This window comes from Rhizobacter sp. Root1221 (assembly GCF_001425785.1).
In the GTDB taxonomy this organism is placed as follows: Bacteria; Pseudomonadota; Gammaproteobacteria; order Burkholderiales; family Burkholderiaceae_C; genus Rhizobacter.
Map to the genome: position 1 here is coordinate 74,974 of NZ_LMDI01000005.1, position 16,311 is coordinate 91,284.

Here is a 16,311-nt window from a genome sequence, read left to right on the forward strand (position 1 = left end):
GCCGCGCGGGCCCCTCAGGCTCCGCGCTGCAAGGCCTCAACGCAACGCCGGCCATCTTCCGGTGTCTGCACCTGGGCCGTGTCGGCGTCCCACACCCACGTCTTCGGCAGGTCGTCCAGCGAGGGGGCCGCGTCGTCGTCGGCCGGGCCGCCAGCCCGCAGCGACGCGAGCCGCGCCCAGCAGGCCACGGCGCGGTGCAACGATGGGCTTTCCACCAGCATCGGCAATGCACTGAGCAGGGCGGTGCGAGCCGCCGCGTGTTGACCCATCGCGAACAGCGTGCGTCCGCCGAGGGCGGTGCACACGCCGCGCTCCAGGCCCGTGCTGGGAGACCGTGCCGCGGCTTCGAGCAGTTCGGTGATCTGGTCCAGCCGGTCGGCCTGCAGGCACAGCGCGGCCAACTGCAGCAGTGCCACGGCATGGCCGTCGCCCAGCACGCCGTTGGGGATGGCCACCGCGGTCTCCAGCGCGTCGATGGCGCCGGCCAGTTCCCCCGCCTGCAGGCAGGCGGCCGCCGCTGCGCGGCCGTGCTGCACGGCACGCGCGCTGTCGCCGGCCTGGCGCCAGTGGTAGGCGAGGCGTTCAGGGCCGGCACCTTGCCGGTCGAGTGCCTTGGCCACTTCGCCGTGCATGAACTGGCGCACCGCATCGGGCACCGATTCGCGCACCGCCAGTTCCATGAGCGGAAACGCAAACCCGCGTGCGCTGAACACGCCGGCCAGCAGCAGCTCGTTCCACTTCTCGGCAACCTTCCAGGACGACAGGCCGGCGATGGCGGCGGCCAGCTCGACGCTGAAACTGCTGCCCGCCACGCTGGCGAGCTGGGCCAGGCCATCGGCCGTGGAACTGCAGGAGCGCAAGCGTTCGAGCAGGATGGAGCGCACCTGCGGTGGCAGCGACACGAGGTCACCCGCCGGGGTCAGCGACACACCGAGTTCGACCAGCTCGACCAGCACGCCCGGGGTGCCGCCGCTGAGGGCCACGAGCCGGCCGGCGGCCTCCATCTGCCGCAGGTCGATGCCCGGCTGGCCCGCGAGCAGCTGCAACACCGCCTCGCGTTTCAGGGCGCTCGGGTGGATCAGGCGCAGGCGGCCGTCCATCGCGAGCTTCTCGCACAGCATCCGCACCTTGCGGCGCGCGCGCATGGGGCGGTAGGCGAGCACGAAGTCGCACCAGGGCATCAGGTCCCAGCTCGCGTGCATCACGCGGGAGAGCACGTCGAGGCTCACGTCGTCGAGCAGGTGCACGTCGTCGATCAGCACCGCCCGGTAGCCGGCCCGTTGCAGGACATCGGACACCATGGCCACGCCTTCGGCGAGGCGGCTGCCGACGATGAGTTCGGGTTCCAGCTGTTGCAGCCGCTTCAGCAGCGCGAGTGCGCCGGTGACCGGCGAGGAGCCGCCGTCGGGGGCCACCACCGTGGCCACGTGGGCCGTGAGGCGAACCAGGCCGGCCAGCGCACCGTTGGCGTCGGCCGGTTCGGCGGCCCAGTAGAAGCCGTTGCGCTGGCGGGCGAATTGCATCAGCAACGCGGTCTTGCCGGCGCCACTCGGCCCTTCGACGATCACGACACGGCGGGCGGCGAACGCCTTGTCCATGTCCGCGAGTTCGTGCTCGCGTTGCAGCAGCGGGCGCCGCGACGGTGGCGGGCTGCCCGGGAAAGCTTGGGCCGTGTCGAGGTCACGCACCCGCAGGATCTCGCGGTGCAGCGCGGTGGTCTTCGGGTCGGGGGACGCCCCGAGGTGCTCGCGCAACTCGCGCTTGCACCGCTCGAAGGCTGCCAGCGCACCGGCGCGGTCGCCGCGCTGCACGCGCACGCGCATCAGCTCGCGGTGCCCGATCTCGCACAGCGGGTCGAGGGCGATGAGCGACTCGGCAACGGCGTTCGCGCGCGGCAGGTCGTTCGCGTCCGGATGCGCTTCGAGCCACGCGATGTGCCCCTGCAGCAGCCGCTGTTCCAGCTGGCCGCGCGCGCCGGACAACCACCGGCTCGCTTCGGGCAGGTCACCGAGGTCGATGCCGCTCAGCAGGCGCGCGGTGGAGGCACCCGACGTCACGCAGCGTTCGACGATGTCCGCATCGGTGCCGTCCAGGTCGACCTGGACGTGGGGCAAGAGCGCCAGCCGCTCGCCGGTGCCGAACACCTTGGTGCCGGTGGCGTGCTGCAGCCGGTGCAGCAGCACGCGCAGGTTCGCGCGCCCGGTGCCCTTGGCAAGAGGCCAGAATATCTCCGCCGCCTGCATGCGCGGCAGCGGACCGTCGAGCGCGACCATCGCGATCAGCACCGCGGCTCGGGCGTCGGAGATGGCCACGGGCGTGCCGTCGACCGTCCACTCGGGCGCACCGAGCAGCCGCACCACCACCGTGCCGGGCGCCGGGTCGACCGGCACCGAGCCCCCCACGCGCACCAGCCGGATCGGCGGGTCGGCGGCGAGGGGTGGGGCGCCGTCGGCGCGAACGGTGGTGGCGTCTTTTTTCATTGCGGGCCGGCCAAGCCTTCCCGCACGAGCCGCAGCAGCGCGCGGCGTGTCAGCGAATGCGCGCGGCCGGACTGTTCGTCGTCGAACGTGAACAGGCTGCCGTTCGCGTCGATGGAGGTGACACGCGCGTCGAACCACGTGCCCAGCAGGAACAGCTCGATCACCATGCCTTCGCGCAGCGAGTTGATCCAGTGGTCCGCGTCGCTCGCCGGCATGGCCGATGTCAGGCCCGCGGTGCTGTGCGAGAACGCCGGTTGGCCCGCCTCGCGTACGCCCCAGAACGACATGTCCTTGTGGGCCGGCGTGCGCCGGCCGAGCGCCGCGGTGGGGTCCTGGTAGTCGCTGTCGAGCCAGTCCGGGGAGACGCGGCGGCCCGGGCGCAGGAAGGCCGAGGCGAGCTCATGTTTCTCGACACTGGGCACCGCGATGCTGGCCATGCCACGCTCGAGGGTGGCCAGCAGGGGGGCGATGTCGTCGGCGGACGCGTCGTCGTCGGAGCTCGTTTCGCCGAGGCGCATCTTGCTGATGACCAGCTGCGCGGCCTGCCAGTAGTCGCCGTAGCAGCCCGAGTCCGGGCCCTCGGACAGTTCGGTGCGGGCCAGCACCTCGGCCCAGTCCGCCAGCAGGAACTGCCGCAGGCGGAACGGCATCTCGGTGTGGCCGATGGCCCGGCTGATGCGCTCGCGGTGGCGGTTGAGTGCCACGCCGAGGATCTTGCGGCGGCTGTTTTCGAGGCGCGCGAAATGCTGCATCGCGGTGGCCTCGTTGTCGATCAGCTGGTCGGGGCGCGTGCGCACGAACTGCTCGCAGGCCTCGAGGTGGGGCATCAGCTCGCCGAGCGCGCCTTCGTGCAACTGCAGCAGCGTCTGGATGCGGTCGTCGGCGAACAGGATGAAGTCGTCGTGTGCGGTGCGGTCGCGCAGGCAGTGGTTCAACGCGTAGTCGGCCAGCGTGCGCACCACCGACCAGAGGCGGTGGCCCGGTGCGTACAGCGTTTCGGGGGAACCCAGCGCGAACCGCATCAACGCCATCTGCAGGCCGCTCAGCACCCGCTTGAGCTCGGGCGTGAAACGGGCGTCGCTGAGGATGTCCTCGATGCCGGCGATGACCCCCTTGAACACCAGGTCGCGGGCCTCGAGCACCGGCGGGTCGTTCGCGGGTGTCGTGGCGGGCGCGCCGTCCGACAGGGCGGCGGCGCGCAACGCCGTCGGGGTGAACTCGCGGTCGAGCGACACGTCCACCGGGATGGACACGGTGGCCTGCGAGTCGCTGCGCTTGATCACGAAGCTGGGCGACGCGGCCGCGCGGCCGCACCAGGCCACGGCACAGGCGTAGGTGGACTTGGCGAGTGCGGCGATGGCACCGAGCGCTGCACGCAGGCATGCCGCGCGTTCGTCGGCGCCCAGGGTCATCTCCTCTGTCAGCAGCCACACGGTGCGCGCGAACGCCTCCGGGTGGAACGGGCTGCTGCGCTCGCCGTTCACGGTGCGGCCGAGCTGGCGCGACAGCGCATCCTCCGCCTCGCGGATCTCCCATTCGGCCTCGAGCGCGATGCGTGCAACGATGCGCGACACCTCGATGGACTCGGTGACGACGTCGTCGTCCACCAGCGCCAGTTCGTCCGGGGCCGGGCGCCGGCGGCTCGGGGTGACCGGCCCGCCCAGTCGCTCGACCATGCTGCTTTCCAGCAGCTGCACGAAACGGCGGGGAAGAAACGGGTTCGAGCGGTCCAGCGCACGCTGGGCATGGAAGAGGCGGCTGGCCACCACCATGCTGTCGGCCGACGACTGGGCGGCGTCGAGCGCACCGATCGTTTCCTCGCGCCAGCGTTCTGCGGCTTCCTCGAGGTCGGTCCGACACGCGTCGAACATTTGCCTCAAGAGTTTTCCGTCAGCCATGCCTCGATCCGAACAATCCGCAACTAGGCGGGAAGTGTATAGGTCCAGCTCGCCGCTGGCGGGGGCGGTGGTCACAAGAGATCGTTTCAAGCCCAATATGCCGCGGTTGCGGCCTCCGCATGCACCCGTTTCAGCGCCTCCGCCTGCTGGCTGGCCTCCAATTCGGCCTCGGCGAGGATGCCGGCCACGATGCTCGACACCGCCACCGTGTCGCTCGTACCACTGCGGGCGAGGGACGCCTCGGTGAGTTCCGCCTTGAGGCGTTGCACGAAGTGCCTTGGCAGGAACGGGTGGGCGCGGTCCAGTGCGCGGTGGGCGTCGACACGCTGGAGGGCGGTCTTCACGCGCCCGCCCGACCCGCGCGACGTGTCCGCCAGCGCGAAGTCGCACCACTGGTTGGCGGCGTCCACGAGGTCACCTCGAAACGCTTCGAGCATCTCGTGCGACAACGCGACGGGAGGAGGTGGCTTGGGGCTTGTCACAGACGGTCCGGTAACGTGTCGGCAAACGCCGGATGAAAGTCCGACAGGCGCACGCCGTTGTGCGCTGGCGGCAGTTCAGACAGGTGGATGGCGTCCAGCATCGCGTCGAGCAGGCGCAGGCAGGTTTCCATCCTGCTGCCGCCGATGTCCCGGCACGTCTGCCGCACCTCGGCCGCGTACTCGGCGTTCCGGGCCAGCCAGTCGATGTCGATGTGTTTGCGGTACGCCGCCAACTGGGCCTGGACGTGAATGGCTGCGTCGATCCTGGCGGTCAAGGTCATGGGGGCGGCTCCGGCTCGGGAAGGTCGGGCGAGAGTCTGGCCGATGGCCGTTACCGAGGGGTTTCCGTGCGGGTCCGTGGCAGCGGGTGGGCTGATGTCGTGTTTGGCGCCACACCTGCAAGCGGTTGCAACGCTTCGGTAACGCCTAGCCAAAATAATCCAGATCACTGCGCGGAATCGGGGCGGAGACCGATGTTCCGTATCATGTGCGCCGCTCGACAGGGCGCACGGCCCACCCGACGCCCATTGCAAATGCAGACCCAAGCGACCGTGCAAGCCGACAAATCCACGTCCCGCCCGCCGCTCCGCCACGCCGTGGCGGCCGCGGTGCGTTCGACCGGCCGGGTGTTGGCCCGCATCGTGGGCCGGGCGCCGCGCAAGGCCGTGTTGCCGGCCTTCCTGCCCACGGAGCCGGCGCCTCCTCCCGAGCCGCCGATCGGACGTTCCGTCCCCGTGCCCGTGGCGGCGCTGACCCAGCTGCTGAACCAGTACCCGAGTGCTCGCAGCCGCATGCGGCACCTGGCGCTGGTCGAGTCGTCCTGTTACCTCTCGCCCGAGGAGCCGTTCTCGCGCCTGCCCCCGCGGGCGGTGGAGATCGCGATCCAGCAACTCGACACCGTGCTGGCGTATTACCCCGGGTTGACGGTGCTGCGCCTGCAACTCGAGCGGCGGCTGCAGACGCACCGTGCGCGCGTGGGCGCGGTGCTGGCGGACGAGGACCGGCGGTGGCGCCTGGATGCAGCCGAAAGTACCTTTGGCAGCACCGACTGGCAGGGCGGCTTGGAGCCGGCGTTTGCCGAAACGCTGCCGTTCGACCGGCCCGAGCGGCCGCAGGCGGCGCGCGAGCCGGTCGCCCAGCCCTGAGTTGACGGGCGGCCGCGACACGCAGGCCTCAGGGGGTGGACGGGCGTCCGAGCCGATGGATCACGGCGGCCACGCCGGCAGCCAGCCACCGGGTGGCCGCCTGCCACATGCGGGTCAGTGCCCAGCGCACCGGCCGGGCCTTCGCGTGACCCAGTTGCGTGGCGAGAGCCTCGTTCACGCGGAGCGCGTGATCACGTTCGCGGCGGACTTCGCCGAGGTCGAGCAGGATGTCGGCCACGTGCTGGCGGGCATCGCGTTCGCGGATGTTGTCGCGCCAGGTGTGGACCGGGTTGAGCGCGCCGGCGCGGATGGGCAGCGACAGCCCCTCGCGGCGGTCGGCGTCGGCGAAGTCGAATTCGAGGCCGAACTGCTCGCAGAAACGGTTGCGGCGCGCGTGGTTTTCACCGATGGCGAGCCCGGCGTCCAGCTCGATGCAGCCCACCTCGGCCATGGGCCAGCGGGCGGCCCACTCGACGATCTCGTTCATCAGGTAGGTGCCGATGCGGTTGCCTTCCAGCCCGGGCAGGTCGAGGAAGACAGCGTCTCCGGCGGTGGCCGCGGCACACAGTTTCACCGTGGCGGCCCCATCGGGCGTCTGCACGCAATGGGCTGCAAAACAGCCGTTGCCGGTGCCCACCGCGTGGCCCGGCAGCAGCCTTTCGTAATGCAGGTGGATGGACGACGTGCAGACCGAACCGCCCGGGCCGCTGTACGTGACGGCCTCCTGCCGCTCCACCAGCACCGACGCGATGGGCAGGGCGTCGGGGGCCACGCGGGACCGCACCTCGAGCACCCGCAGCCGGGGCTTCTGGGCGGTGGTGGGAGGCCAATCGCGGAGGTGGGTGGACATGGTGGGTGAGGGCTGGTCGGTATCGATAACGTGAAGCAATACTCGAACCATGGCCCCCACCGGGGTTTGACGACCCCGTGGGTGACGAAACGCGTCAGGTTGCAGCCGTCTCTGTCAGGCGGTGTGGATGAATCCGGCGGGGTTCGTTCACACCTTCTCAGGCCTTGGCCTTGTACGACGGCAGCTGCTGGCCGAGCCGGGCACCCATCTCGGCGCCGAGGGCCTGCAGCGCGCTGAGCGGCCGCACCATCACCTCGAAGTCGACGATCCGGCCGTCCTCGTCGAAACGGATCAGGTCGACGCCCTTGAGTTGCTTGTCGCCCACCCGGGCGCTGAATTCGAGCACGACGTCGAGCCCATCGCCACTGGCCAGTTCGCGGTGGTATTTGAAGTCTTCGAACACCTTCACCACGGTGGACAGGGCGAGCACCAGGGCGGGCGCCGAGGTGTAGGGGCTGTGCGCCATCGGCGAACGGAACACCGCATCGGGATGCACGATGCCAGCCAGCCGCGACATGTCGGTGGTGGCGACCATCTCGTGCCAGGTGGCGAGGGACCGGGCCACGGCGGGGTGCAGGTGGGAGGGGGTCATGGGTGGCTCCTGAGGGTGGATCAGAGGGCCAGCGCGAGGCGCGTGCCCTGGTGGATGGCGCGCTTGGCGTCGAGTTCGGCGGCCACGTCGGCGCCACCGATCAGGTGCACGTCCTGCCCGGCGGCCACCAGCGCGTCGTGCAGTTCGCGCAGCGGCTCCTGGCCCGCGCACAGCACCACGTGGTCCACCGGCAGCACCTGCGGCACCCCGTCGATGCGCACGTGCAGGCCGTCGTCGTCGATGCGGTCGTAGGCCACCCCCGACGACATCGCCACGCGGCGGGCCTTCAGCGACGTGCGGTGGATCCAGCCGGTGGTCTTGCCGAGCTGGTCGCCCACCTTCGTGGTCTTGCGCTGCAGCAGGTGCACGCGCCGGGGCGAGGGCTCGGGCGCCGCGTGCCGCAGGCCGCCGGCCTGTGCGTACCCCGTGTCGATGCCCCATTCGGCGTAGAACTTCTCGGGCACGAGGCTGGCGCTGTCGCCCGAGTGGGTCAGCGATTCCGCCACGTCGAACCCGATGCCGCCGGCACCGATCACCGCCACCGAACCGCCCACGGCGGCCCCGTCGCGCAACACGTCGAGGTATCCGAGCACCTTCGGGTGGCCGATGCCGTCGATGTCCGGCACACGCGGGGTGACGCCGGTGGCGAGCACCACGGTGTCGAAGCCGCCGCGGGCCAGCCGGTCGGCATCGACGCGGGTGTCGAGGTGCAGGTCCACGCCGTGCAGCGCGATCTGGCGGCGGTAGTAGCGCAGCGTCTCGTGGAACTCTTCCTTGCCCGGCACCTGCTTCGCGATGTTGAACTGGCCGCCGATCTCGCGGCCCGCCTCGAACAGCGTCACGTGGTGCCCGCGCTCGGCGGCGGTGACCGCGCAGCTCAGGCCGGCCGGTCCGGCCCCCACCACGGCGATGCGCTTTTTCGTGGCCGCGGGTTCCATGGGCATTTCCGTCTCGTGGCACGCGCGCGGGTTCACGAGGCACGACGTGATCTTGCCGCCGAACGTGTGGTCGAGGCAGGCCTGGTTGCAGCCGATGCACGTGTTGATCTCGTCGGCACGGCCCTCGCGCGCCTTGCGCACGAACTGCGGGTCGGCCAGCAGCGGGCGGGCCATCGAGACCATGTCGCACACACCCTCGGCGAGCAGGCGTTCGGCCACCTCGGGGGTGTTGATGCGGTTGGTGGCCACGAGCGGGATGCCCACATGGCCCATCAACCGCTGCGTGACCCACGCGTAGGCGGCACGCGGCACCTTCGTGGCGATGGTGGGAATGCGCGCCTCATGCCAGCCGATGCCGGTGTTCAGGATGGTGGCGCCGGCCGCCTCGATGGCCTGTGCGAGCCGGATCACTTCATCGAGCGTGGACCCGCCTTCGACCAGGTCGAGCATCGACAGCCGGTACACGATGATGAACCGCTCGCCCACCTGCGCGCGCACGCGGCGCACGATCTCCACGGGGAAACGCATGCGGTTCTCGTACGCGCCGCCCCATTCGTCGTCGCGGTGGTTGGTGCGCGCGGCGATGAACTCGTTGATGAGGTAGCCCTCCGAGCCCATGATCTCCACACCGTCGTAGCCGGCGTGCTGGGCGAGTGCCGCGCAGCGCACGAAGTCGTCGATGGTCTGCGCCACCTCGGCGGTGGACAGCGCATGGGGCACGTGCGGGTTGATGGGTGCCTGCAGGGCGCTCGGGGCCACCAGCGACGGCTGGTACGAGTACCGGCCGAAGTGCAGGATCTGCATCGCGATGCGGCCGCCTTCGGCATGCACCGCGCGGGTCACCACGCGGTGGTGTTCGGCTTCCTGTTCGTTGGTGAGCATGGCGCCGCCGCGGGCGGGGCGGCCGCGTTCGTTGGGGGCGATGCCGCCAGTGACGATGAGGCCCACCTCACCGCGGGCCCGCTCCGCATAAAACGCGGCCATGCGTTCGAAGCCGTTGGGCGCTTCCTCCAGTCCCACGTGCATGGACCCCATGAGCACGCGGTTGCGAAGGGACGTGAAGCCGAGTTCGAGCGGCCGGTTCAGGTGAGGGAAGTGGGGCATGGCAGGCGATCTTTATGCAACCAGTTGCAATGATCGGCAGTCTACGGTGGTGGCCGTGTTTTATGCAAGCCGTTGCATAACGGCGACCTCGGGACTTTCCCGTAGGGCGAAGTGCGGCAAGATGGGCCCCTGCTGTCTGTCTTCCGGATTCCTGCGGCCATGTCCCTGCCTCACGCCCTGCTCACCGCCCTGGCCGAACGCCCGTGTTCCGGCCTCGAACTCGCGGGCCGTTTCGACCGCTCCATCGGTTACTTCTGGTCCGCCACCCACCAGCAGATCTACCGCGAACTCGGCCGGCTCGAGGAGGCGGGGTGGGTGGAGTCGGCGTCCGTCGAGCAGAGCCGCGGGCGCAAGCGCAACTACCGCCTGCTGCCGGCCGGGCGCAAGGAGCTCAAGCGCTGGGTGCTGGAGGGGGGCGACCCGAAACCGGTGCGGGACGAGATGATGGTGCGCCTGCGCGCCGAGGCCGTGCTCGGGCCCGTGGGCCTCGAACAAGAGATGCGTCGGCGCCTCGCGCTGCACGAGGAAAAGCTCGCGGTGTACCGCCAGATCGAAGCCAAGGACTTCGCCGACGGCGACGCGTCGCGCGAGACGCAACTGCGCCACATCGTGTTGCAAGCCGGCATCATGCAGGAGACCCTGTGGATCGAACTGGCGCGCAAGGCGTTGAAGGTGCTGGCGCTGCCGGGGTGAGATCGCACTGCCGAATCCGGTCGTCGATGACGTTGCCCCGTCACGGCGGGCCATTCGAGAAAAAATCAGGGACAGGATTGCGCCCGCTGATCAGCGTGAGCTTGCCCGGTGTGGCTTCGTAAATCGCCTGTTCCTGAATCTTCCTGGTAGGCAGCAACTCACCGTTTTCGCCCAATTTGCTCAGTCGACCTTCGTACGACACCAGCAAGCGGTTTCCCTGGAATTTCCACTTGCTTTGAATATCCAGGCATTCGTGTTTTTCTGCGTCGGCCTCCTTCGCGGCTCTAGGATCGCCGCCGCTCAAGGCACTGCACGCGCCACGGGCGCCATCGTTGTCTACCGACAAGGCGATGCCTGAATTCAGCAAGGTGGCTTCATTGCCCTGAAGGCCCACGACCACAAGCCACCTGCCGCAATAGCCTTGCCAGCAACTTCCCCATTGGGCCGTGACGGCAAAGTGCCCCTCTCCCAATTTCGTGATGCCCGTCGTGCCAATGTTGCCTCCCACGCCACTGGTCGTCACGAAATCCTGCCGGTCCGTCATCCGCCAGCCGGCGGCACTGTGTTCAAAGAAATAGGCGCCGATCATGCCGGAGTGGGCATGGCCGTCGTACGGACGATTGTTCTCGTCGACGGGCAGAACCTGGGTCACCAGCGCAGCATGTGTGTCGTCCAGTCTCACGACATACACGGGGGAGACTTCTACGTGAACGACTGCTGCGGCCGCTTCGCTGGGAACATCAGTTGTGGGATACAGGCTCACGGCTTGAACCTGGGCACTTCCGGTCGGCGCCCAATCGGGGAACGGCAGCGCCATCAAGGCATTTCGGGCCAGGGTTTCTGAATACCGGACTTCGGGTTTCTTCTGGCAACCGGCCAGTAGCAGGCTTGTCGCGATCAACGCGCAATGGACTGCGAACTTGCTGAATGAATTCATTCGACTCTTACGAAAATCGTGGGGCATTTGAACGACTGGCCACGGCGCAGCGCCGGCTTACTGTCTCACAAGAGCAGCGTTGCGCTTGCTCACGCCAGCGCTGATGGGCGGTCGCCGCAGCCGATCCACGCACGCTTTCCGCACCACACCACCTGCAGGCGGCCCGCGACCTGCCCGCGGAAACGCTGGCGCCGTTGCATCTGAGTTTCGTTGTCTGATGACTGACAACGTAGCATGGGTTTAGGCGGAAGGCGAGCCAAGTACTCCACGTTTACCCTTAAACACGACCCTCTTTGCCGCGTTTAATCTGCGGATTGGCCGATAGTTGTCGTACAACATTGCCAAGCCACCGCCGAGAGGTGCGTGATTGTTCTCACGAAGTTCGAAAGGCTGACCATGGATCACTTCTCTTCCAACCGCCGCCGCGCGCTGCGCGCGGCCGCCGCGGTTCCGATGTTCTCGGCGTTCGGTGGCGGTTCGGCCTGGGCCGCAGCGCCGGCCGCGGCCGGCAGCGGACCGTCGCTGGCCGGGTCCCCGGTGCGCCTCATCGTGCCGTACACCCCGGGCGGTTCGTCCGACATCATCGCGCGCGCCATCTCGGCGCCGCTCGCCGAGGCGTTGGGCACCAACGTGATCGTGGAAAACAAGGTGGGCGCCAACGGCAACATCGGGGCTGACCTGGTCGCGAAGTCGCCCGCCGACGGCCACACGCTGCTGCTGTGCGACGTGCGCGCGCTGTCCATCAGCCCGGCGCTCTACAAGCTGCCGTTCGACCCGAGCAAGAATCTGCAGGGCGTGGCGATGCTGGCGTACTCGCCGCACCTGCTGGTGGTGCACCCGTCCGTGCCGGTGAACAGCCTGGCTGAGTTGATAGCCCTGTCGAAGAAAAAACCCATGACCTTCGCGGTGACGGCGATGGGCAGTTCCGCCCACCTGGCCGGCAAGCTGCTCGAGGAACGCACCGGCGGCAAGTGGGACTACGTGCCGTACAAAGGGGGCTCGCAGGCCATCAACGACACCATCGCCGGGCAGACCGACATCCTCATCAACGGCATGCTGGCCACGCTGCCGTTCGTGCAGGCCAAGCGCCTGAAGGTACTGGCCGTGTCGAAGCCCACCCGCGTGGGGCTGCTGCCCGACGTGCCCACCATCGCCGATTCGTACCCCGGGTTCGAGTCGGGCACGTGGCAGGGGGTGCTGGCACCGGCCGGCATGCCGGCGCCTGTGCTCGCGAAGATCTCGTCGGAACTGCTGCGGGTCATCCGCCTCCCGGCGGTGCGCGAGATGCTGGTGGGGCAGGGCGCCGAGGTGTCCACGATGTCGGCCGCCGACACCAGTAAGTTCGTCGAGACGGAGCGCAAGTCGTGGCAGGCGCTGGTCACCCGTACCGGGCTCAAGCTCGAGTGATGCTCACTGCGGCCACTTCATCTCGCCCTTGACCACCTTGGCGCTGAGTTCGAGACCGCCCGTGTCGGTGAACTGCGGGTAGGCGCGTTTCATGGCGTCGATGAGCGAGGCCGAGTCCTTCGACCGCGCGGCCTCGGCCTCGAAGGTTTTCAGGTACGAGGCGGTGAACCGCACGGCGTCGAGGCCCTTCGGCTCGTCGCCCACGAAGTGGCCGGGCACCACGCGGGCCGGGTGCAGCGCCTCGACGTGGCGCAGGGCGGTCAACCAGTGCTTGCGGGACTGGGGCGTCTGCGTGTCGGCGATCCACACGTGCGAGCCGCTCGACACCAGCACTCCACCCACCGCCGTCTTCAGCGACGGGATCCACACGTGGGTGCGCGCCGGGCTCGGGCCGCGCAGGCCCTTGACTTCGAGCGCCCGGCCTTCGAGCGTGATCCGGTCGCCCGCCAGCACCGCGGGCAACACGAGCTTCTTCGGCGCGTTGTCCTTGAGCACCGGACCCCAGTAGGCCAGCTTGCCGTCCATCGAGGCCTTGATCGCCGCCACCGTCGGGGCCGTGGCCACGATCTGCGCTTTCGGGAACGCGGCCTGGATCACGTCTAGGCCGAAGTAGTAGTCGGGGTCGCTGTGGCTGATGTAGACCGTGGTCAGCGTCTTGCCGGTGGCCTGGATCTTCTTCACCAGTGCCTCGGCGTCGTTGCGCTGGAACTGCGCGTCGATCAGCACCACGTCGCGGGCGCCACTGACGATCTCGGAGGTGACCGGGAACATCGACTGGCCCTGCGGGTTGTAGACGTCGATGGCCAGCGGCGGCGGCGCCGCGTGGGCGGCCGCGAACGAACCGAGCAGGGTGAGGAGGAGCAGGCGGCGGCGCATGGGCGATTCCTTCAGGTCGAGGGGGTCCGGCAGGATATGCTGCACGGACCGAGCGAAAAACCGCTTTCCGATCCACTGTTTGTTTCCTGAATCGCGCGAATCATGGACCGCATCGCCGCTGCCCGCGTGTTCGTCGCCATCAACGACCGGGGCAGCCTGATCGGTGCGGCCGAGGCGCTGGGCATGTCCCGCGCGATGGTGACGCGCTACCTGGCGGAGATGGAACAGTGGGCCGGCGCGCGCCTGCTGCACCGGACCACCCGCCGGCTCGGGCTCACGGCCGCTGGCGAGGCCACGCTGCAACGCTGCCGGCTGATGCTCGACGTGGCCGACGGCGTGCCGCTGGCGGGCGACTCCGAGGCCGACGAGCCGCGGGGCATGTTGCGCATCGCGTGTTCGCAGTCGCTGGCCCAGTCGGTGCTGGCGCCCGCCGTCACGGCGTACCTGCAGCGCTACCCGCGCGCGACGGTGGACCTGCTGATCGGCAACCAGGCGGTGAACCTGGTGGGCGAACGCATCGACCTCGCGATCCGCATCACCAACCACCTCGACCCGAACGTGATCGCCCGGCCCCTCGGCCAGTGCGATTCGGTGGTGTGCGCCGCGCCGGCCTACCTGCGCGCGCAGGGCACGCCGCTGCACGTGGCGGACCTGGCCCGCCACAACTGCCTGACCTATTCGTACTTCGGCAAGACCCTGTGGGAGTTCACGCACGACGGCGCCCCGGTGAGCGTGCCGGTCAGCGGCAACCTCAGTGCCGACGACTCGGTCGTGCTGCTGGCCGCGGCCGAGGCGGGCGCCGGCATCGTGCTGCAGCCGCGCCATTCGGCCGCTGCCCCCATCGCCGACGGGCGCCTCGTGGCCCTGCTGCCCCACCTGCACCCGCAACCGCTCGGCATCCACGCGCTGTACGTCTCGCACTCGCAGATGTCGGCCACGCTGCGGACGATGCTGGACTTCCTGGTGGTGTGGTTCGCGGCGCAGCCGGCAGGACGCGTCTGAAGGCCGGCGCCGTCACACGGCCTGGACCAGCTCGGGCACCGCGGTGAACAGGTCGGCTTCGAGACCGTAGTCGGCCACGCTGAAGATGGGCGCCTCGGGGTCCTTGTTGATGGCCACGATGACCTTGGAGTCCTTCATGCCGGCCAGCGGCTTCGAGACCGTAGTCGGCCACGCTGAAGATGGGCGCCTCGGGGTCCTTGTTGATGGCCACGATGACCTTGGAGTCCTTCATGCCGGCCAGGTGCTGGATGGCACCCGAGATGCCCGCGGCGATGTACAACTGCGGGGCCACGATCTTGCCGGTCTGGCCCACTTGCCAGTCGTTGGGCGCGTAGCCTGCGTCCACCGCCGCGCGGCTGGCGCCCAGCGCCGCGCCGAGCTTGTCGGCCAGCGGCGTGAGCACCTCGTTGAACTTGTCGCTGCTGCCCAGCGCCCGGCCGCCCGAGACGATGATCTTCGCCGCGGTGAGTTCCGGGCGGTCGTTCCGGGCGATCTCGCTGCCCGCGAACTTGCTGCTGCCGTTGTCGGCCGTGGCCTGGGCAGTTTCAACCGCGGCGCTGCCGCCGGTGGCCGCCGCGCCGTCGAAGCCCGTGGCGCGCACGGTGAGGACCTTCACCTTGTCGCTCGACTGCACCGTGGCGATGGCGTTGCCGGCGTAGATGGGGCGCTCGAACGTGTCGNGCGCCGTCGAAGCCCGTGGCGCGCACGGTGAGGACCTTCACCTTGTCGCTCGACTGCACCGTGGCGATGGCGTTGCCGGCGTAGATGGGGCGCTCGAACGTGTCGGGGCTCAGCACCTTCGTGATGTCGCTGACCTGGCCCACGTCGAGGAGCGCKGCCACCCGCGGGGCCACGTTCTTGCCCGCGGCSGTGGCCGGGAACACGAGGTGGCTGTAGGCGCTGGCGAGGGCGATCACCTGCGCGGCGACGTTTTCGGCGAGGCCGTGTTCGAAGCCGGCGGCGTCGGCGTGGATCACCTTCGTGACACCCGCGATCTGWGCRGCGGCCTTGGCCGCTTCGGCGGCGTTGAAGCCTGCGACCAGCACGTGCACGTCACCACCCAGTTGGGCGGCGGCGGTGACGGTGTTGAGCGTGGCGCCCTTGATGGACTTGTTGTCGTGTTCTGCCACGACGAGGATATTKGCGAGAGCGGTCATGGATGTTTCCTGGTTCGTGCCCACCCGTCATCCCGGCGCAAGCCGGGACCCACCAGGGGTGTGCGAGCGGGCGATGGAGGCGTCTGGCTGCAGTGGGTCCCGGCGTTCGCCCACTGCTGTCTGGGGAAAATCTCGGGTCATCCCGGCGAACGCCGGGACCCACTGCGTCCAGGCGCGGCGACGTCCCGGTCACATCTGGCCTGGTACCCCCCCCGCGTCAACGCTTCTCTCGACAGCGTGGACCGTTTGGGCCCGCTGCAGGCACCACCTGCTGTGCATCACACGCTGGAGCCCATGCGTCCAGTGGGTCCCGGTTTACACCGGGATGACAACGCTGCGATTGAGTCGACCCATCGGTGAATCGACTGCACCTCCGATGCCTGCTGGCAACGCAGCCGTTCAGGTTGAATTTCCCCGGACAGCAGTGGGCCTTCGCCGGGATGACACATGGGGTCAGATGACCTTCGCGTCGTTCTTGAGCTTGCTCACGAGCGTGGCCACGTCCGGCACCTTGATGCCCGCGCTGCGCTTGGGCGGCTCGCTGACCTTCAGCGTCTTGATGCGCGGGGCCACGTCCACGCCCAGGTCGGCGGGCTTGACCACTTCCAGCGTCTTCTTCTTCGCCTTCATGATGTTGGGCAGCGTCACGTARCGCGGCTCGTTCAGGCGCAGGTCGGTGGTGATCACCGCCGGCAGCGTGAGCTTCAAGGTCTCCAGGCCGCCGTCGACCTCGCGCGTGACCGACGCGCC

The 16,311-nt window shown here is 69.1% G+C and carries 14 protein-coding genes and 3 pseudogenes; 4 read left to right on the top strand and 13 right to left on the bottom strand.

Annotation, left to right across the window (positions count from 1 at the left end):
- Positions 1-14: 14 nt before the first annotated feature.
- The 4 genes from ASC87_RS05010 to ASC87_RS05025 all read right to left on the bottom strand — a co-directional run bounded on the left by ASC87_RS05010 (position 15) and on the right by ASC87_RS05025 (position 5,141).
- Positions 15-2,480, bottom strand: a complete 2,466-nt coding sequence (locus ASC87_RS05010; protein ID WP_056657657.1) for a BTAD domain-containing putative transcriptional regulator — start codon at positions 2,478-2,480, stop codon at positions 15-17.
- Positions 2,477-4,378 carry a DUF1631 family protein gene (locus ASC87_RS05015; protein WP_082568400.1) on the bottom strand — a complete coding sequence of 634 codons (1,902 nt, stop codon included), beginning with the start codon at positions 4,376-4,378 and terminating at the stop codon, positions 2,477-2,479. The genes ASC87_RS05010 and ASC87_RS05015 overlap by 4 nt, the downstream gene beginning before the upstream one ends.
- An 86-nt stretch (positions 4,379-4,464) precedes the next feature.
- Positions 4,465-4,860: a hypothetical protein gene (locus ASC87_RS05020; protein WP_157603851.1), complete on the bottom strand. Its 396-nt coding sequence runs from the start codon at positions 4,858-4,860 to the stop codon at positions 4,465-4,467.
- Positions 4,857-5,141 carry a hypothetical protein gene (locus tag ASC87_RS05025; RefSeq protein WP_056657667.1) on the bottom strand — a complete coding sequence of 95 codons (285 nt, stop codon included), beginning with the start codon at positions 5,139-5,141 and terminating at the stop codon, positions 4,857-4,859. Before ASC87_RS05025 ends, ASC87_RS05020 begins: the two co-directional genes overlap by 4 nt.
- A gap of 252 nt (positions 5,142-5,393) precedes the next feature.
- On the opposite strand from ASC87_RS05025, the gene ASC87_RS05030 reads away from it, so the two are divergent.
- Positions 5,394-6,005 carry a hypothetical protein gene (locus tag ASC87_RS05030; protein ID WP_056657671.1) on the top strand — a complete coding sequence of 204 codons (612 nt, stop codon included), beginning with the start codon at positions 5,394-5,396 and terminating at the stop codon, positions 6,003-6,005.
- A 28-nt stretch (positions 6,006-6,033) separates the two neighbouring features.
- Here the strand turns inward: ASC87_RS05030 and ASC87_RS05035 are convergent, their stop codons facing one another.
- The 3 genes from ASC87_RS05035 to ASC87_RS05045 form a co-directional block, all read right to left on the bottom strand.
- Complete coding sequence (locus tag ASC87_RS05035; protein WP_056657674.1) at positions 6,034-6,855, bottom strand: hypothetical protein; 822 nt, start codon at positions 6,853-6,855, stop codon at positions 6,034-6,036.
- Between the two features lie 157 nt (positions 6,856-7,012).
- Positions 7,013-7,447, bottom strand: coding sequence for a nuclear transport factor 2 family protein (locus tag ASC87_RS05040; RefSeq protein WP_056657678.1), 435 nt, complete (start codon positions 7,445-7,447; stop codon positions 7,013-7,015).
- Positions 7,448-7,467: 20 nt separating this feature from the next.
- Positions 7,468-9,489, bottom strand: a complete 2,022-nt coding sequence (locus tag ASC87_RS05045) for an NADPH-dependent 2,4-dienoyl-CoA reductase (RefSeq protein ID WP_056657681.1) — start codon at positions 9,487-9,489, stop codon at positions 7,468-7,470.
- Positions 9,490-9,648: 159 nt separating this feature from the next.
- Between ASC87_RS05045 and ASC87_RS05050 the strand changes: the two genes are divergently transcribed.
- Complete coding sequence (locus ASC87_RS05050; protein ID WP_056657684.1) at positions 9,649-10,182, top strand: PadR family transcriptional regulator; 534 nt, start codon at positions 9,649-9,651, stop codon at positions 10,180-10,182.
- Positions 10,183-10,222: 40 nt separating this feature from the next.
- Here the strand turns inward: ASC87_RS05050 and ASC87_RS05055 are convergent, their stop codons facing one another.
- Positions 10,223-11,119: a hypothetical protein gene (locus ASC87_RS05055; protein ID WP_157603852.1), complete on the bottom strand. Its 897-nt coding sequence runs from the start codon at positions 11,117-11,119 to the stop codon at positions 10,223-10,225.
- 453 nt (positions 11,120-11,572) lie between these two features.
- Between ASC87_RS05055 and ASC87_RS05060 the strand changes: the two genes are divergently transcribed.
- Positions 11,573-12,526, top strand: a complete 954-nt coding sequence (locus ASC87_RS05060; protein ID WP_056658102.1) for a tripartite tricarboxylate transporter substrate binding protein — start codon at positions 11,573-11,575, stop codon at positions 12,524-12,526.
- A gap of 3 nt (positions 12,527-12,529) precedes the next feature.
- Here ASC87_RS05060 and ASC87_RS05065 read toward each other — a convergent pair whose 3' ends face one another.
- The gene (locus tag ASC87_RS05065) at positions 12,530-13,402 is read right to left on the bottom strand and encodes an MBL fold metallo-hydrolase (RefSeq protein WP_056657692.1); all 873 of its coding nucleotides are present in this window, start codon (positions 13,400-13,402) and stop codon (positions 12,530-12,532) included.
- A 102-nt stretch (positions 13,403-13,504) separates the two neighbouring features.
- Here ASC87_RS05065 and ASC87_RS05070 point away from each other — a divergent pair, with 102 nt between their 5' ends.
- Positions 13,505-14,404, top strand: a complete 900-nt coding sequence (locus tag ASC87_RS05070) for a LysR family transcriptional regulator (RefSeq protein WP_056657695.1) — start codon at positions 13,505-13,507, stop codon at positions 14,402-14,404.
- Positions 14,405-14,416: 12 nt separating this feature from the next.
- On the opposite strand, the gene ASC87_RS31620 is transcribed toward ASC87_RS05070, so the two are convergent.
- From ASC87_RS31620 to ASC87_RS05085, 4 genes and pseudogenes are all read right to left on the bottom strand, one after another.
- On the bottom strand, positions 14,417-14,542 hold the full coding sequence (locus tag ASC87_RS31620; RefSeq protein ID WP_369820736.1) for a hypothetical protein: 126 nt from the start codon (positions 14,540-14,542) through the stop codon (positions 14,417-14,419).
- Between the two features lie 10 nt (positions 14,543-14,552).
- Positions 14,553-15,084 (bottom strand): annotated as a pseudogene (locus ASC87_RS05075) (electron transfer flavoprotein subunit alpha/FixB family protein); the annotation flags it as partial.
- 1 nt (position 15,085) lies between these two features.
- Positions 15,086-15,561: pseudogene (locus ASC87_RS05080) on the bottom strand (electron transfer flavoprotein subunit alpha/FixB family protein); the annotation flags it as partial.
- 453 nt (positions 15,562-16,014) lie between these two features.
- A pseudogene (locus tag ASC87_RS05085) lies at positions 16,015-16,311 on the bottom strand (electron transfer flavoprotein subunit beta/FixA family protein); the annotation flags it as partial.

What these genes read in the sequence shown, in the direction of transcription:
- ASC87_RS05045 (WP_056657681.1), bottom strand. Translation starts at nt 9,489, where the DNA reads ATGCCCCACTTCCCTCACCTGAACCGGCCGCTCGAACTCGGCTTCACG.
- ASC87_RS31620 (WP_369820736.1), bottom strand. Translation starts at nt 14,542, where the DNA reads ATGAAGGACTCCAAGGTCATCGTGGCCATCAACAAGGACCCCGAGGCG.
- ASC87_RS05015 (WP_082568400.1), bottom strand. Translation starts at nt 4,378, where the DNA reads ATGGCTGACGGAAAACTCTTGAGGCAAATGTTCGACGCGTGTCGGACC.
- ASC87_RS05030 (WP_056657671.1), top strand. Translation starts at nt 5,394, where the DNA reads ATGCAGACCCAAGCGACCGTGCAAGCCGACAAATCCACGTCCCGCCCG.
- ASC87_RS05035 (WP_056657674.1), bottom strand. Translation starts at nt 6,855, where the DNA reads ATGTCCACCCACCTCCGCGATTGGCCTCCCACCACCGCCCAGAAGCCC.
- ASC87_RS05040 (WP_056657678.1), bottom strand. Translation starts at nt 7,447, where the DNA reads ATGACCCCCTCCCACCTGCACCCCGCCGTGGCCCGGTCCCTCGCCACC.
- ASC87_RS05050 (WP_056657684.1), top strand. Translation starts at nt 9,649, where the DNA reads ATGTCCCTGCCTCACGCCCTGCTCACCGCCCTGGCCGAACGCCCGTGT.
- ASC87_RS05060 (WP_056658102.1), top strand. Translation starts at nt 11,573, where the DNA reads ATGTTCTCGGCGTTCGGTGGCGGTTCGGCCTGGGCCGCAGCGCCGGCC.
- ASC87_RS05055 (WP_157603852.1), bottom strand. Translation starts at nt 11,119, where the DNA reads ATGAATTCATTCAGCAAGTTCGCAGTCCATTGCGCGTTGATCGCGACA.
- ASC87_RS05070 (WP_056657695.1), top strand. Translation starts at nt 13,505, where the DNA reads ATGGACCGCATCGCCGCTGCCCGCGTGTTCGTCGCCATCAACGACCGG.
- ASC87_RS05065 (WP_056657692.1), bottom strand. Translation starts at nt 13,402, where the DNA reads ATGCGCCGCCGCCTGCTCCTCCTCACCCTGCTCGGTTCGTTCGCGGCC.
- ASC87_RS05025 (WP_056657667.1), bottom strand. Translation starts at nt 5,141, where the DNA reads ATGACCTTGACCGCCAGGATCGACGCAGCCATTCACGTCCAGGCCCAG.
- ASC87_RS05010 (WP_056657657.1), bottom strand. Translation starts at nt 2,480, where the DNA reads ATGAAAAAAGACGCCACCACCGTTCGCGCCGACGGCGCCCCACCCCTC.